A 13,810-nucleotide genomic window follows, 5' to 3' on the forward strand; every position below is an offset into this window, starting at 1 on the left:
CCCCGATCGGGTGCCGGTAGCCGCGTCTCAGTCCGCCGAGGTGAAGGCGGACTCGTAGGCGAGCAGGGTGTCGACGAACATCCGCCGTTGCGCCGGGGTCAGCGGCCCGAGCGCCTGGCGCCAGGCACGTGCACCGGGCGAGAGCCACTGGGAGATGGCCGGTCGGCTCCCCGAGCTGATGTCGATGATGCGCCGGCGCCGGTCGGCGTCGTCCTCGCGCCGTTCCAGCACGCCTTTGCGGCTCAGCTCGCTCACGATCAGGCTGACGGTGGTGGGAGCGACGCTCAGGCTCTCGGCCAGTTGCGAGACGGTCTGCGGGCCGTCGAGCAGGAGCAGGGACAGCAGGGACAGGTGTCTCGGGGCCAGGTCGAGTGTCCGCAGCTGCTCGGGCAGCGGCAGGCGTTTGATCCTGCCCACCAGCCGGGGCATCACCAGCATCAGCTCCCGGACGGTGTCGTCCGCGGGGTCGGGCGTTGACACCCGCCCACCTCCTCGATTACCTTTAATAACAAAGATGCTTTGCTATTATAGAGGAGCTGCCATGCCCCATCTGACCGTGCACGTCCTCGAAGACGACCTCGTCGGCCGCGAGGTCGACCTGATCGAGGCGTTGACCGACGCGGTCGTCGACGTGTACGGGGACTGGGCACGGGAGATCGCGGTCGTGCACCTGATCGGGCTGCCACCGAACCGGTGGGGCGTCGGCGGCAGGCCGGCGGAGGCGCCCTCGCCGAGCGTGACGTTCGGCATCAAGGAAGCCGCGTTCAGTCGCCCGGACGCGCCGGAGATCGTGTCGAGACTGGTGTCCGGAGTCACGGACGCGGTCGTCACCGTGTTCGGCGAACGCGTCCGTTCCGGTGTGAGCGTGGAACTCGTCGGCACCCCGGCCGACCGCACCGGCATCGGCGGTGTCGTGGCCACGCGGTAGGAAGCGGTCTAGGTTGGCACGAGTGCCCACCTTCGAGGAGATCACCCGCCACGAGGACGCCGACCCGTCCGAGAACCCCTGGGTGAACGGCCCGCCACCACCGGAGACGATCACGATCGTCGCCTACGACCCCGATTGGCCGCACCGCTACGAGGCCGTGGCGACGCAGGTCCGCGCCGCGCTCGGCGAGGTGGTGCTCGACGTCGAGCACGTCGGGTCGACCTCCGTGGAGGGGCTGGCCGCCAAGGACGTCATCGACATCGACCTGACCGTGGCCGACCCCCGCCGGGAAGACCGGTACGTTCCCCAGCTGGCGCGAATCGGCTACACGCTCACGATCCGGGAGCCGTCCTGGCACGAGCACCGGTGTCTGCGACTGGCCGACCCCCGCGTGAACCTCCACGTGTTCGGCCCGGACAGCCCGGAACTCGTCCGACACCGCATGTTCCGCGACTGGCTGCGCGAACACCCGGAAGACCGCACCCGCTACGAGGACGCGAAACGCGCGGCGATACCGGGCGGCGGACACGTCATGGACTACAACGCCCGCAAGCAGGACACCATCCGCGAGATCTACGACCGCCTCTTCCGCGCGGCGGGAATGCTGTAGGAGCCCGCGACGCACGGCTCGCGCGGCCCTTTCCCGACGAGCAAGACAGATGCGACCGGAATTCGGTTCGGGGCTGGCAAGGTCCTTTTCTCAAGCCGACTTCCGTGGAGGTTCGGATGGTTTCCGGGCGCACGGTGCCCATGCGGCGGATCGCGGTCGCGAGCTGTGTGGGCACCACCATCGAGTTCTACGACTTCTTCATCTACGGCACCGCGGCGGCGCTGGTCTTCCCCACGGTGTTCTTCCCCGCCCTCGGCCCGGCCGCGGGTGCCGTCGCCTCCTTCGCCACCTTCGCCGTCGCGTTCGTCGCGCGGCCCGTCGGGGCTGTCCTCTTCGGACACTTCGGCGACCGCGTCGGGCGCAAGCGCACGCTCATCTCCACACTGCTGCTCATGGGGATCGCCACGACGTTGATCGGGCTCCTGCCCAGTGCGTCGGCCATCGGCGTCGCCGCGCCCGTCATTCTCGTGGCACTGCGGTTCACCCAGGGGCTCGCGGTCGGCGGTGAGTGGGCCGGGGCCAGCCTCCTCACGGCCGAGTACGCCCCACCGGGCCAACGCGGCCGGTACGCGACCTTCCCCCAGATCGGCGCCTTCCTCGCGTTCGGCATGGCCAGCGTGACCTTCCTCGTCACCGGGCTCGTCATGGGCGACACGGACGCCGCGTTCGTCGACTACGGCTGGCGCATCCCCTTCGTGCTGAGCGCCCTGCTCGTCGTCGTCGGTCTCTACGTCCGGCTGCGGATCGAGGAGACGCCGATCTTCCGGCAGGAGAAGGTCACCGCCCGGCAGCCGTTCCGGGAGGCCGTCCGCCGCCAGCCACGTGAGGTGCTCCTCGCCGCGGGCTCGCTGACGATCGTGTTCTCGTTCTTCAACATGGGCACCACCTACCTCACCAGCTACGGCGTGAACCCCGACGGCGCCGGCCAGAGCCGGCCGACCGTGCTCGTCGCCGGGATCATCGCCGCCGTGGTCGCCGGCGTGCTCACGATCGTCACCGGCCGCATGTCCGACCGCTTCGGCCGCCGTCGGCTGATCATGGCCGCCGGGGCCGTCGGCGTCGTCTGGGGGGTGCTGCTCTTCCCCCTGCTGGACACGGGTTCCACGCTCGCGTTCGGCTTCGGGCTCGTCGTGACACTCGGCATCGTCGGCGTGTGCTACGCCCCGACCGGCGCCTTCCTGCCCGAGTTGTTCGAGACCCGCTACCGCTACACGGGCGCGGGCCTCGCCTACAACCTCGCAGGCGTCGCAGGCGGCGCGGTTCCTCCCCTGCTGGCACCCGCCCTGACCGCGTCCTACGGCAGCATCGCGATCGGCGTCCTCCTCTCCGCGTTCGCGGTGCTGAGCTTCTTCTGCACCTGCGCCCTCGCCGAGACCAAGGACCGCGCGCTGGCCACGGCACGTGCCCAGCGGCGGCTCGTGTCCGTCTAGCGCACGACGACCTCGTCGCCGTGGGTCTCGGCCCAGGTGCCGAGTGTCTCCAGTGGACCGAGCAGGCTCTCGCCGAGCCTGGTCAGGCGGTACTCCACGCGCGGCGGGGCCTCCCGGTAGGCCTGGCGGACGACCAGCCCGCTGTCCTCGAGACGCCGCAGCGTCTCGTTGAGCACCTTGGCGCTGATGCCGCCGATCCGCTTCCTGAGGGTGACCGGGCGCTGCGGGCCGTGCCGCAGCGCCCAGACCACGACGCCGTTCCACGTGTTCGCCAGCAGGTCGAACGCCAGGCGCGCCCTGCAGTCGGCCAGGTACTCCATGGTCCTCCCTCGTCGGGCACCGATCGGTAGGCATCGGGCCGCCTATCGTCCGCGTCCGTGTCCAACATAGGGATTCTCGGAACGGGCAACATGGCGGCCGGCCTCGGCGCCGGTTGGCGGGCGGCGGGCCACCGGGTGCTGGCGGGCGGCCGGTCGGGACCGGTCTCGCTCGCGGAGGCGGGGCGGTTCGGGGACGTCACGCTGCTCGCGGTGCCCGCCACGGCAGTGGTCGAGGTGCTGGCCCACGTGCCCACCGGCGGCCTGGTGATCGACTGCACCAACCTGGTGACCCCCGACGGCGTCGGGCACCCGTACGCGGCCGCCGTGGCCGCGCGGCCGGACCTCCGGGTGGTGAAGGCGTTCAACCTGTGCCACGAGAGCGCGTGGCGGCTGCCGTCGCGGGTGTTCGGCGGCAGGCCGCTCGCGGTGCCGATGCGCGGGCCGCCCGACGCGGTCGCCCGGGTGGCGCCGCTGGCGGCCGACCTCGGCTGCACGCCCTTCGACGCGGGCGGCCCGGAGCGGGCGGCGTTGCTCGAGGCCACGGCCGCGTTCGCCATCGGGCTGTGGTTCGCGGGGCTCGACGCGCAGGCCGTGCTGACGCCGCCGCTCGGCTAGTGGTGCCTGGCGGTGGCCACGAGCATTCCCGTCAGCTGGCGGGACATCCAGTCCACGAACGCGTCCTTGCCGAGGACGGGGTCACGCAGCCAGCAGAGCATGGCCTCCTCCATGGCCGCCGCCCAGCACCAGATCGTGAGGTCGACGAGCGGGGCGGGGCCGGTGATCCCCACCCCGCCCCTGACGAGGTCGAGGATGGCGTGGCGCACCTCGTCGACGAGTGTGCCGGTCTCCGACGAGATCGCCGACGAGTTCCGCACCACGGCGACGAACGCGGCCTCGTGCTGGGTCGCGAAGTCGAGGAACTCCTCGACGCCGAGGCGTAGCCGCTCGGGGGTGCCGTCGCGCGGTGCCCTGAGGCGGACCAGCAGCCCGTCGACCGCGAACCGGGACGCGGCGGCGAACAGGTCCGCGGGCCCGTTGAAGTAGCGGTAGAACAGGGCCCGCGAGACCTGCGCCGCGTCGGCGATGTCGTCGACGGACACCTGTTCGAACGGCCGCCTGCTGTACAGCCCGATCGCCACGTCGATCAACTGCTGTCGCCGCTCCTCCGGCCGAAGACGCCGCCTGACCCGCATGGGGGTGACCTTAACGGGCTTGATCCACTTCTCCCGGTTTCGCGCGGGCGCGGCGTTTCGGTCCGGTGGCAGCTACCATCTGAGTGCGTATTGTCACCTGTTGGGGCTATTGATCACCTACGGGCACCATCCCCTACCGTCGAACCCAACCGAACGGGAAAGGAACCACATGTCCGAGGCGAGGCGCGCATGAAACCCAAGAAGGTCGTCATCCTCGCCGCGATCGGTGTGCTCGTGTACGCGCTGGTCGCGCACCCCACCCAGCTCGGCGACGGTGTCCAGTCGATCCTCGGCTGGATCGGCGACGGACTGAGCGCCATCATCGACTTCATGCACAGCGTCGTGGAGTGACCTACCAGGTCACCGGCAGCTCGTACACGCCGTACACCGATCCGTCGTGCTTGAACGGGACCTGGTCGACGGTCGTGGCCAGCGCGAGCGTCGGGATGCGGCGGTAGAGCGTGCCGTAGACGACCCGCAGCTCCATCCGCGCCAGCGGCTGCCCGAGGCACTGGTGCACGCCGAAGCCGAACGCCACGTGCTGGCGGGCGTTGCGGGTCAGGTCCAGCCGGTCCGGGTCGGCGAACACGGACGGGTCGCGGTTGCCGATGTCGCCCGCCAGGATGACGCCCTCACCGGCCCGGATGGTCTCGCCTGCCAGCTCGATGTCCTCGACCGCGACGCGGCGGCGGCCGTTGTGGGTGATGTGCAGGTACCGCAACAGCTCCTCGACCGCCGACGCGACCAGGGCCGGGTCGGGCGAGGACCGCAGCAGCGCCAGCTGGTCCGGGTGCTCCAGCAGCGCCAGCGTGCCGAGCGCGATCATGTTCGCGGTCGTCTCGTGGCCCGCGATCAGCATGAGCACGCCCATCTGCGCCGCGTCCTCGCGGGTCAGCTCACCCGCGGCGATCCGCTCGACCAGGCCGGACAGCAGGTCGTCGCCGGGGCGCGCGATCTTCTCGCCCAGCAGGTCGTCGAGGTAGTCGAACAGACGACCACCCGCCGCCTGCCGCTCCTGCGGGCTCACGTCGCGGTTGATGAGGACCTTGCTGTTGTCCTGGAAGAAGTCGTGGTCGGTGTAGGGCACGCCGAGCAGCCGGCAGATCACCAGCGACGGCACCGGCAGCGCGAACGCCTGCACCAGGTCCACGGGGTTCGGGCCGGCCAGCATGGCGTCGATCAGGTCGTCGACGATCTGCTGCACGCCTGGGCGCATGGCCTCGATCCGCCTGATGGCGAACGGCGCGGTCACCATGCGGCGCAGCCGTTTGTGCTCCGGGTCGTCCATGAGGATGAAGCTGACGGGTGCCTTGCCCCGGTCCTCGATCGCCACCTGCGCCGGGTAGCCCGGCCGGGTGACGTCCGAGCTGATGCGCGGGTCGGACAGCAGCGCCTTCTGGTCGGCGAAGCGGGTCACGAGCCACGGCGTGGTGCCGTCGGGCAGCCGGACCCGCGTGAGCGGTGCCTCCTCCTGCAGCGAGCGGATCGCGGGCGGCGGGTCGAACGGGCACTTCTCCGCCCTGGCCCCGGGGAACACCGGCAACGTGCTGGTCATCGCATTCCTCCCACTGGTACCGAGCCCCCGACTTCCTGACGGCGCAGGCGGGCTTGTTTGGGCATGTTCCAGCCGAGTACGCCGATCACCGTGCCACCGCGGCGGTAGGCCGCGACGAAGCGGCGGTCGGCGAGGTCACCGTCCACGATGGACACCTCGGCGTCCGCGTGGAGGATCCCGTGGACGTGGATCCTGGCGTCGAACTGGTCGGTCCAGAAGTACGGCACGGGCGTGTAGGGCCGGTCCGCGCCGAGGATGTTGGCGGCCACGGCCACACCCTGCTCGGTGGCGTTGGTCCGGTTCTCCAGGCGCAGCAGCACGTCGAGCGTCTCGTGGTGCCACCTCGCCACGTCGCCCGCCGCGTAGACCCCGTCGGCCGCGCGGCAGCGGGAGTCGCACACGATCCCGTTGTCGCACAGCAGCCCGCTGCCCGAGAGCCATTCCGTGGCGGGCGCGGCGCCGAAGGCCACGACGACCACGTCCGCGGGCAGGACCTCGCCGGTGGACAGGCACACGCCGGTCACCCGGCCGTCCGATGAGGACAGTCCGGTGACGCCGGCACCGAGCCGCAGCTCCACCCCGTTGTCCGAGTGCAGCTCGGCGAGCAGGCGGGCGGGCAACGGGCCGAACTGGTAGGCGAGCGGCGCCTCCTGCGGGCCCGCCATCGTGACCGCGCAGCCCATGCCCCGCGCGGTGGCCGCGATCTCGGCGCCGAGCACGCCGTCACCGACGACCACGACCCGCCCGCCGGACAACAGGTCCACCCGCAGGGCCAGCGCGTGGTCGAGCGTCCTGAGCACGTGCACACCCGCGAGGCCGTCCTGCCCGGACAGCGTGCGTGGCCGCAGACCCGTCGCCAGCACGACGGCCTCCGCCGTCAGCTCGCGGCCCGACGCCGTCGACACGACACGCGACGCCGAGGAGAACCGCACCGCGGGGTCGCCGAGCACGAACGTGGCGTCCAGTGTGGACAGTACCTCCGCGGGCCGCAACCGGGACCGCTCGGGCTCCCACTGTCCGGAAAGGACCTGCTTGGACATCGGCGGACGGTCGTAGGGCAGGTGCTCCTCGGCACCCAGGATGGTCAGCGGCCCTGTGTACCCTTTGCGACGCAAGGCTTCCGCGGTGGCCAGGCCTGCCGAGGACGCACCGACCACCAGTACGCCGTCCGGCGTCACCCGTCCTCGCCGACCGAGATCGCGGACCCCGGGCACACGCTCGCGGCCTCACGCACGATCTCGTGCAGGTCCTCGGCGGGCCTGGGCTCCAGCAGCACCACGATCCCGTCCTCGTCCCGCTGGTCGAACACGTCCGGCGCGAGCAGCACGCACGTGCCCGCCCCACAGCACTTCTCCTGGTCGACCGAGACCTTCATGCCGTGACATCCCCTTCTCGTGTGGTGTGCGGTGCCTGCCACATCCCGACGAGGGCGTCGACGATCCCCGTCGCCGCCTCGTCCCAGCTCGCGCGTGGTGTCGGTGTGCCGTCGGCGAGCGCGCGCTCCCGCTCGGCGGTCATGTGCACGAGGAGCTGGCGGGCCATGTCGCTGCGCTCGGCCCGCACCTCGGCCGGCAGGTCGGGCAGGCACCGGTGGAGCGCCTCGACGATCCGCACCAGCGACGGCGACGACTGCGACTCCTCGACCATGATCGTCCGCAGCGACGGGTCGGTCATGATCTGCGCGCCGAACCGCGCGAACCAGGTCGGGCTGCCGACCTCGGCCAGGTGCTCGACGACCGGCCGGATCAGGCACGACAGCCAGTCGCGCAGGTCCGTGCTGTCCCCGATCTCGGCGACCATGCGCTGGCGGATCTCCTCGATCGGCGCGGAGTGCCTGCGGGCGATGGCCCGCACCAGGTCTGCCTTGGTGCCGAAGTGGTAGCCGACGGCCGTGTTGTTGCCCTGCCCGGCGGCCTCGCTGACCTGCCGGTTGGACACGGCGAACACGCCGTGCTCGGCGAACAGCCGTTCCGCCGCGGTCAGGATCAGCTCCCTCGTCGCGTGTGCCCGTAACGCCCTGTGGCCGGCCTCGTTGCCGGTCGTCCTGCTCATCACGTGTTCACCACCGCACTGGTAGTTCTCTCAGCCCGCCCACGACGAGTCCCTCGACCCGCCGCAGGTCCGCCACGTCGACGGCCAGCTCCAGCGACGGCAGCCTGCGCAGCAGCACCTCGAGCACGGCCTGCAGCTCGGTGCGCGCGAGCGGCTGCCCGATGCACGCGTGCGCGCCTGCGCCGAACGCGAGGTGCGGGTTGGGGCTGCGCCGCAGGTCCATCTCCTCGGCCCCGGTGAACGCGCGCTCGTCGCGGTTGGCGGCGGCCATGCTGCAGACCGCGGTCGTGCCGCTCGCCAGCACCTCGCCGGACAGCTCGAGGTCCTCGGTGAGGTAGCGCAGCATCCCGAAGCCCGAGTTGGCATCCAGCCGCAGCGACTCCTCGACCGCGGGCCGCACGAGCGACCGGTCGGCCACGAGCGCCTCCCACCGGCTCCGGTCGGCGAGGAGCATGCCGACCATCTTGGCGATCATGTTCGCGGTGGTCTCGTGCCCGGCGACGAGCAGGCCGATGCCGGTCGCGATGAGGACCACGTCGGACAGCGGCTCGCCGTCGGCGTCCTTCTCCTCGATCAGCGCGCTGAGCAGGTCGTCGCCCGGCTCGTCCCGCTTGGCGGCGATGTGGCCCGCCATGTACGCGCCGAAGTCCCGCTGCGCGGCGGCCATCTCGTCCTGGGTGAAGCGGGTCATGCTCAGCAGCATGTCCGACCAGTGCGCGAAGCGGTCCCGGTCGGTGTCCGGCACGCCGAGCATGTCGCAGATGACCCACACGGGCAGCGGGAACCCGAGGCCCGCCTTGAGGTCCGCGGGTGCGCCCTTGGCAACCATCTCGTCGACCAGCTGCTCGGCCATGGCCTCGATACCCGGCCGCAGCGCGTTCATCCGCCTCGCCGTGAACCACCTGCCGATCATCCGGCGCCACCGCAGGTGCTCCTCGCCGTGCTGGGGCAGGACGACGGCCATCTCGCTGTTGAACACCCCGCCCGACTCGACGTCCGCGACCCGCGCGCCCCTGCCCGTCGACGGCCGGGTGAACCGGGGGTCGGCCAGGACCGCCCTGACGTCGGCGTAGCGGGTGACCAGCGTGGCCTCGTCACCGCTGGGCAACGTCACCTTCGCGACCGGGCACTGCTCACGCAGCCGCGCCCACTCCGCGGGCGGCTCCAACGCGGCGTCGCTGGACATCGGGTAGCGCGGCAGCTCCACAGGTGACTCCTCGGTGTTCCGTGTTCAGTCACTCACACCGTGCCACCATAGTATTCTCTAAGTCAATCAGCTGACTTAATTTTACCCAGATCACCCGAAAGGGCACGAATGTCCCTGCAGAAGGCCGCACCCCGGCCGAACGTCGTCGTGGCGGTGCTCGCCTTCGGCGGGATCGTCGTATCGCTCATGCAGACGCTGGTGATCCCACTGGTCCCCCGGCTGCCGGAGCTGCTCGGCGCGTCGCCTGCCGACGCCACGTGGGTGATCACCGCGACGCTGCTGGCCAGCGCCGTCGCGACGCCGGTCGTCGGGCGGCTCGGTGACATGTACGGGAAGCGCCGGATGCTGCTGGTCAGCCTCTGCCTGCTGGTCGCGGGCTCGGTCGTGGCCGGGCTGTCGTCCACCCTGCTGCCGATGGTCGTCGGACGGGTGTTCCAGGGCCTCGCGGCGGGGGTGATCCCGCTGGGCATCAGCATCATGCGCGACGAGCTGCCCGCCGAACGCCTCGGCGCGGCGACGGCGATGATGAGCGCGTCCCTCGGGGTCGGCGGTGCGCTCGGCCTGCCCGCGTCGGCGCTGCTCGTGGAGAACACCGACTGGCACGTGCTGTTCTGGACCGCCGCGGCACTCGGCGCGGTGGTGACCGTGCTCGTGGCGACGCTCGTGCCGGAGTCGAGCGTGCGGACGGGCGGCCGGTTCGACGTCGTCGGCGCGCTCGGGTTGTCTGCCGCGCTCGTGTGCCTGCTGCTGGCGATCTCGAAGGGCGCGGACTGGGGCTGGACCTCCGGTGCGACGCTCGGGCTGTTCGCGGCGACGGTGGTTGTCCTGCTGCTGTGGGGCTGGTTCGAGCTGCGGGTGCGCAGGCCGCTGGTGGACCTGCGGACCACCGCCCGGCGGCAGGTGCTGCTGACGAACCTCGCCTCGGTGGTGTTCGCGTTCGCCATGTTCGCGATGTCGCTGGTGCTGCCGCAGCTGCTGCAGCTGCCGACGCTGACCGGGTACGGCCTGGGGCAGTCGCTGCTGGTCACCGGGTTGGTGCTGGTGCCGTCGGGGCTGGTGATGATGGCGACGGCGCCGGTGTCCGCGCGGCTGTCGCGGGCGCGTGGGCCGAAGGTGACGCTCATGGTCGGCGCGGTCGTGGTGGCGGTCGGGTACGGGCTCGGCGTGGTGCTGATGTCGGCCATCTGGCAGCTGGTGGTGGTGTCGGCGTTGATCGGCGCGGGCATCGGGTTCGCGTACGGGTCGATGCCGGCGCTGATCATGGGCGCGGTGCCGGTGTCGGAGACGGCGGCGGCCAACAGCCTGAACACGTTGATGCGCGCGATCGGCACGTCGGTCTCGAGTGCCGTGGCCGGGGTGATCCTCTCGCACCTGACGATCGCGCTGGGGCCGGTGGCCGTGCCGTCGCAGGACGGGTTCCGCCTGATCATGGCGCTGGGCAGCGGCGCGGCGCTGCTGGCGCTCGTGGTGGCGGCGTTCATCCCCGGACGTGGCCGCCCCGAACGGGTGACGGTGGATCGCGACAGCGAGGCGGTCCCCGCGATCCGGTGAGGCGCGCGGCGCGACGGGTCGGTGTCGCGGCACCCGGAACGCGACTTCGGGTGAACGCGACGGGGCTCGCGCACGTGTAGAGAGGTATGAGCCCACGTCTGTCCGGACTCGCCGCCGCGCTGTGTGCGCTGGTGGTGGTCGCCGGCTGTGGGGTGCCGGCACAGACGGCTCCCGTGGCCACCACGCAGTCGACACCGCCGCCGAAGCCGACCAAGCCGTACACGGTCGAGCAGCTCGCCGCGACGGTCGGGTGTACGCCGGAGTTCCAGGGCAGGACGGCCGACTTCCGGCAGGCCGCGTGCAAGGTCGACAAGACGAACTACATGATGCTCGACTTCGTCACCGACAAGAACCAGAAGGACTGGTACGACAACGCCATCATCTACGGCAACAGCTACCTGGTCGGCGAGCGCTGGATCCTGACCACCTCGTCCGACGACGCGCTGGTGAAGCTCCAGGACGAGCTGGGCGGCAGCATCGAACAGGACAAGTCGATGGGCTCGCACGGCATGGCCCCAATGCACTGAAGGACGCCTTCGTAACGCCCAGCGTTACGAAGGCGTCCTTCAGTGCGAGCCGGGGACGGGCGGAGGGGTCAGCGGCGGTAGTCGCTGTACTGGTACGGGTTGTCGATGGCCTTCGACTCGGGAATCTCCGGGTGCATGCCTGCCACCCAGGCCTCCTCGCCCATCTCCGAGCGCAGGTACTCGACCGTGCGCTCGACCTCGGCGCGGGCCGCGGCCAGGTCGACGTCCACCAGCCGGTGTTCGTGCTTCACGACGCGGCCGTTGACCAGCACCGTGTGCACGTCGCCGCGCTGGGCCTGGAACACCACGTGACCGTACGGGTTGAGCAGGGGGAACGACACCGGCGAGTGCTCGTTCTTGATCAACACCACGTCGGCCTTCCTGCCGGGGGCCAGGACACCGAGATCCGACCGGCCGATCGCGTCGGCGCCGCCTCGGGTCGCCCACGCGACCACCTCGTCCGCCCGCAGCGCGTGGTTGGTGACCGTCTCGTTCTTCGCGTGGGCCTCCAGGTGCGCCCGCGAACGGTCGGCGCCCAACGTCGTGCGCATGGCGGAGAACAGGTCGCCGCTCCACCACACGCTCGTGTCCATCGACAGCGACACCGGGATGCCATGTGCGCGGATCGCCCACGTGGGTGGGTAGCCCTGCCCGGCACTCTGCTCGCTCTCCGTGGACACCGAGACCGAGCCGCCCGTCGCCGCGATCCGGTGGTACGAGTCGACCGACAGTGACGCCGAGTGCACGTACACCGTCTCCGGGGTCATGAAGCCGTGGTCGTGCATCAGGCGGATGCCGTCGTCGTTCGTCGCGCCCCACACGCCCGCGTGCGTCGTCACGGGCACACCCAGCTCGCGGGCGGCCTCGAACGCGCCCTTCTCCGGGAACTCGGGATCGCCGGTGACGTCGAACGCCAGCTGGAAGCCCAGCATGTCGCTGCCGGTGATGCGGCGGTTCACGAAGTCGCGGAACTCCGGCGCCGACGACCACACCGCGGGCGGCTGCTGGATGTTGCCGTAGGCCAGCACGAACCGGCCCGGCACTGCCTCCAGCGCGTCGACCGCCGCGTCCGCGTGGTCGGTGGTCTGCAGGCCGTGCGACCAGTCGACGACCGTGGTGACGCCCGCGTCGATGGCCTCGATCGCGGCGAGCAGGTTGCCCGCGTGGACGTCCTCCGGCCGGAACAGCCTGCCGTGCTCCAGGTAGTACCAGACGAAGTACTGGGTCAGCGTCCAGTCCGCGCCGTACCCTCGCATGGCCGTCTGCCACATGTGCCGGTGCGTGTCGATCATGCCCGGCATGACGATGCCGTCACTGGCGTCGACCACCGTGGCGCCGTCCGGGGCGGGGAGGTTCTGGCCGATCTCGGCGATCCTGTCGTCGCGCACGAGGACGTCGGTGTCGGCGAGCACCGAGCGGGCGTCGTCCATGGGCAGCACGGTGCCGCCCCGCAAGAGCACGGATCCTGACTCGTTCATCGTTGAACCCCTTGATCGGACAAGTGTCCGCATGCCGGTTGGTACGGGGGTTACTCTGAGCCAGCACTACCGGGAAGTCAACCGCCGAGGAGCCGACACAATGCCGAGGGAAGGTGCCGGACCGGACTTCATCGAGGCGTTGGCACGAGGCCTGGAGGTCATCACCGCGTTCACCCCGGGGCGCCCGGTGATGTCGCTCGCCGACATCGCCTCGGCCACGGGGCTCGCGAGGCCGACCGTCCGGCGGATCCTGCTGACGCTCACCGAGCTCGGGTTCGTGCGGACCGAGGGCTCCGGCTACGCGCTGACGCCGAGGGTGCTGGACCTCGGGGTCGCCTACGTGCGTTCGCAGGGGCTCTGGGACATCGCCCGGCCGCACATGGAGGCGTTGTCCGCCGCGACCGACGAGTCCTGTTCGATCGCGCAGCTCGACGGTTCGGACATCGTCTACGTCGCACGCGTGGCCGTGCCGAAGATCGTCGCGCTCGCCGTGCAGATCGGCACCCGGTTCCCCGCCCTGCAGACCTCGCTGGGCAAGGTGCTGCTCGCCGCGCTGGAGCCCTCCGAGGTGGACGCCGTGCTCGCGGAGCCGACGCGCTCGGGGCTGGTCCCCCGCTGGTGCCCGGCACGCGAGGAGCGCGAGGAGGTCCTGCGCGAGGTGCGGGCCCGCGGCTGGGCGCTCACCGACCAGCAGCTCGCGCTGGGGATCCGCTCGGTGGCGGTGCCCCTGCGTGACGGCGCGGGCCGGGTCGTCGGGGCGTTGAACGTGAACACCCACGCGGCCGAGACGACCGTCGACCACCTGCTCGGCCACCACCTCCCGCTGCTGCTGCGGGCGGCGGGCGAGATCAGCGCGGACTTCGCCAGGCTCGCCGAGGTCCCGCACGTGACGCGCACCGCCGCCTCTTGACAGCGGCCACGACCGGGCCAAGACTTTCGGACAGATGTCCGCTGAACGG

17 protein-coding genes are annotated in these 13,810 nt (G+C 71.1%); 8 read left to right on the top strand and 9 right to left on the bottom strand.

All coding sequences use genetic code 11. From position 1 onward, the window contains the following. Positions 1-27: 27 nt before the first annotated feature. Positions 28-438 (bottom strand): MarR family transcriptional regulator, encoded by a 411-nt coding sequence (locus tag CLV71_RS27320; RefSeq protein WP_133906038.1) that lies wholly within the window; start codon positions 436-438, stop codon positions 28-30. 103 nt (positions 439-541) lie between these two features. Here CLV71_RS27320 and CLV71_RS27325 point away from each other — a divergent pair, with 103 nt between their 5' ends. From CLV71_RS27325 to CLV71_RS27335, 3 genes are all read left to right on the top strand, one after another. After that, positions 542-928 carry a tautomerase family protein gene (locus tag CLV71_RS27325; RefSeq protein WP_133905732.1) on the top strand — a complete coding sequence of 129 codons (387 nt, stop codon included), beginning with the start codon at positions 542-544 and terminating at the stop codon, positions 926-928. Between the two features lie 22 nt (positions 929-950). Continuing rightward, the gene (locus CLV71_RS27330; RefSeq protein WP_208297780.1) at positions 951-1,538 is read left to right on the top strand and encodes a GrpB family protein; all 588 of its coding nucleotides are present in this window, start codon (positions 951-953) and stop codon (positions 1,536-1,538) included. Positions 1,539-1,654: 116 nt separating this feature from the next. After that, positions 1,655-2,968: an MFS transporter gene (locus CLV71_RS27335; RefSeq protein WP_133905734.1), complete on the top strand. Its 1,314-nt coding sequence runs from the start codon at positions 1,655-1,657 to the stop codon at positions 2,966-2,968. On the opposite strand, the gene CLV71_RS27340 is transcribed toward CLV71_RS27335, so the two are convergent. Beyond that, positions 2,965-3,288, bottom strand: coding sequence for a winged helix-turn-helix transcriptional regulator (locus CLV71_RS27340; protein ID WP_133905735.1), 324 nt, complete (start codon positions 3,286-3,288; stop codon positions 2,965-2,967). The two genes, CLV71_RS27335 and CLV71_RS27340, sit on opposite strands and share 4 nt — an antisense overlap. Positions 3,289-3,345: 57 nt before the next feature. Between CLV71_RS27340 and CLV71_RS27345 the strand changes: the two genes are divergently transcribed. After that, on the top strand, positions 3,346-3,903 hold the full coding sequence (locus tag CLV71_RS27345; RefSeq protein WP_243866738.1) for an NADPH-dependent F420 reductase: 558 nt from the start codon (positions 3,346-3,348) through the stop codon (positions 3,901-3,903). Here CLV71_RS27345 and CLV71_RS27350 read toward each other — a convergent pair. Then, positions 3,900-4,481, bottom strand: a complete 582-nt coding sequence (locus CLV71_RS27350; protein ID WP_133905736.1) for a TetR/AcrR family transcriptional regulator — start codon at positions 4,479-4,481, stop codon at positions 3,900-3,902. The two genes, CLV71_RS27345 and CLV71_RS27350, sit on opposite strands and share 4 nt — an antisense overlap. Before the next feature lie 189 nt (positions 4,482-4,670). Between CLV71_RS27350 and CLV71_RS47965 the strand changes: the two genes are divergently transcribed. Next, on the top strand, positions 4,671-4,832 hold the full coding sequence (locus CLV71_RS47965; protein ID WP_166664279.1) for a hypothetical protein: 162 nt from the start codon (positions 4,671-4,673) through the stop codon (positions 4,830-4,832). A 1-nt stretch (position 4,833) separates the two neighbouring features. On the opposite strand, the gene CLV71_RS27355 is transcribed toward CLV71_RS47965, so the two are convergent. Genes CLV71_RS27355 through CLV71_RS27375 form a run of 5 tightly spaced genes read right to left on the bottom strand, consistent with a single transcriptional unit; the run spans position 4,834 to position 9,274 of the window. Next, a complete protein-coding gene (locus tag CLV71_RS27355) occupies positions 4,834-6,036 on the bottom strand; it encodes a cytochrome P450 (RefSeq protein ID WP_133905737.1) in 1,203 nt (400 codons plus the stop codon). Next, the gene (locus CLV71_RS27360) at positions 6,033-7,214 is read right to left on the bottom strand and encodes an NAD(P)/FAD-dependent oxidoreductase (RefSeq protein ID WP_243866739.1); all 1,182 of its coding nucleotides are present in this window, start codon (positions 7,212-7,214) and stop codon (positions 6,033-6,035) included. The genes CLV71_RS27355 and CLV71_RS27360 overlap by 4 nt, the downstream gene beginning before the upstream one ends. Further along, complete coding sequence (locus CLV71_RS27365) at positions 7,211-7,411, bottom strand: ferredoxin (protein WP_133905738.1); 201 nt, start codon at positions 7,409-7,411, stop codon at positions 7,211-7,213. Before CLV71_RS27365 ends, CLV71_RS27360 begins: the two co-directional genes overlap by 4 nt. Further along, entirely contained in the window at positions 7,408-8,088 is a 681-nt protein-coding gene (locus CLV71_RS27370) for a TetR/AcrR family transcriptional regulator (protein ID WP_133905739.1), read from the bottom strand. The genes CLV71_RS27365 and CLV71_RS27370 overlap by 4 nt, the downstream gene beginning before the upstream one ends. Before the next feature lie 7 nt (positions 8,089-8,095). After that, a complete protein-coding gene (locus tag CLV71_RS27375) occupies positions 8,096-9,274 on the bottom strand; it encodes a cytochrome P450 (protein ID WP_133906041.1) in 1,179 nt (392 codons plus the stop codon). 129 nt (positions 9,275-9,403) lie between these two features. On the opposite strand from CLV71_RS27375, the gene CLV71_RS27380 reads away from it, so the two are divergent. Both CLV71_RS27380 and CLV71_RS27385 read left to right on the top strand, forming a co-directional pair. Beyond that, positions 9,404-10,846 (top strand): MFS transporter, encoded by a 1,443-nt coding sequence (locus CLV71_RS27380; protein WP_133905740.1) that lies wholly within the window; start codon positions 9,404-9,406, stop codon positions 10,844-10,846. 86 nt (positions 10,847-10,932) lie between these two features. Continuing rightward, positions 10,933-11,373, top strand: coding sequence for a hypothetical protein (locus CLV71_RS27385; RefSeq protein ID WP_133905741.1), 441 nt, complete (start codon positions 10,933-10,935; stop codon positions 11,371-11,373). 68 nt (positions 11,374-11,441) lie between these two features. Here the strand turns inward: CLV71_RS27385 and CLV71_RS27390 are convergent, their stop codons facing one another. Continuing rightward, positions 11,442-12,851 (bottom strand): amidohydrolase family protein, encoded by a 1,410-nt coding sequence (locus tag CLV71_RS27390; RefSeq protein ID WP_133905742.1) that lies wholly within the window; start codon positions 12,849-12,851, stop codon positions 11,442-11,444. Positions 12,852-12,951: 100 nt separating this feature from the next. Here CLV71_RS27390 and CLV71_RS27395 point away from each other — a divergent pair, with 100 nt between their 5' ends. Further along, positions 12,952-13,761 carry an IclR family transcriptional regulator domain-containing protein gene (locus tag CLV71_RS27395; RefSeq protein ID WP_133905743.1) on the top strand — a complete coding sequence of 270 codons (810 nt, stop codon included), beginning with the start codon at positions 12,952-12,954 and terminating at the stop codon, positions 13,759-13,761. Positions 13,762-13,810: the final 49 nt, after the last annotated feature.

Origin of the sequence: Actinophytocola oryzae, assembly GCF_004364325.1 — a bacterium.
Lineage (GTDB): Bacteria > Actinomycetota > Actinomycetes > Mycobacteriales > Pseudonocardiaceae > Actinophytocola > Actinophytocola oryzae.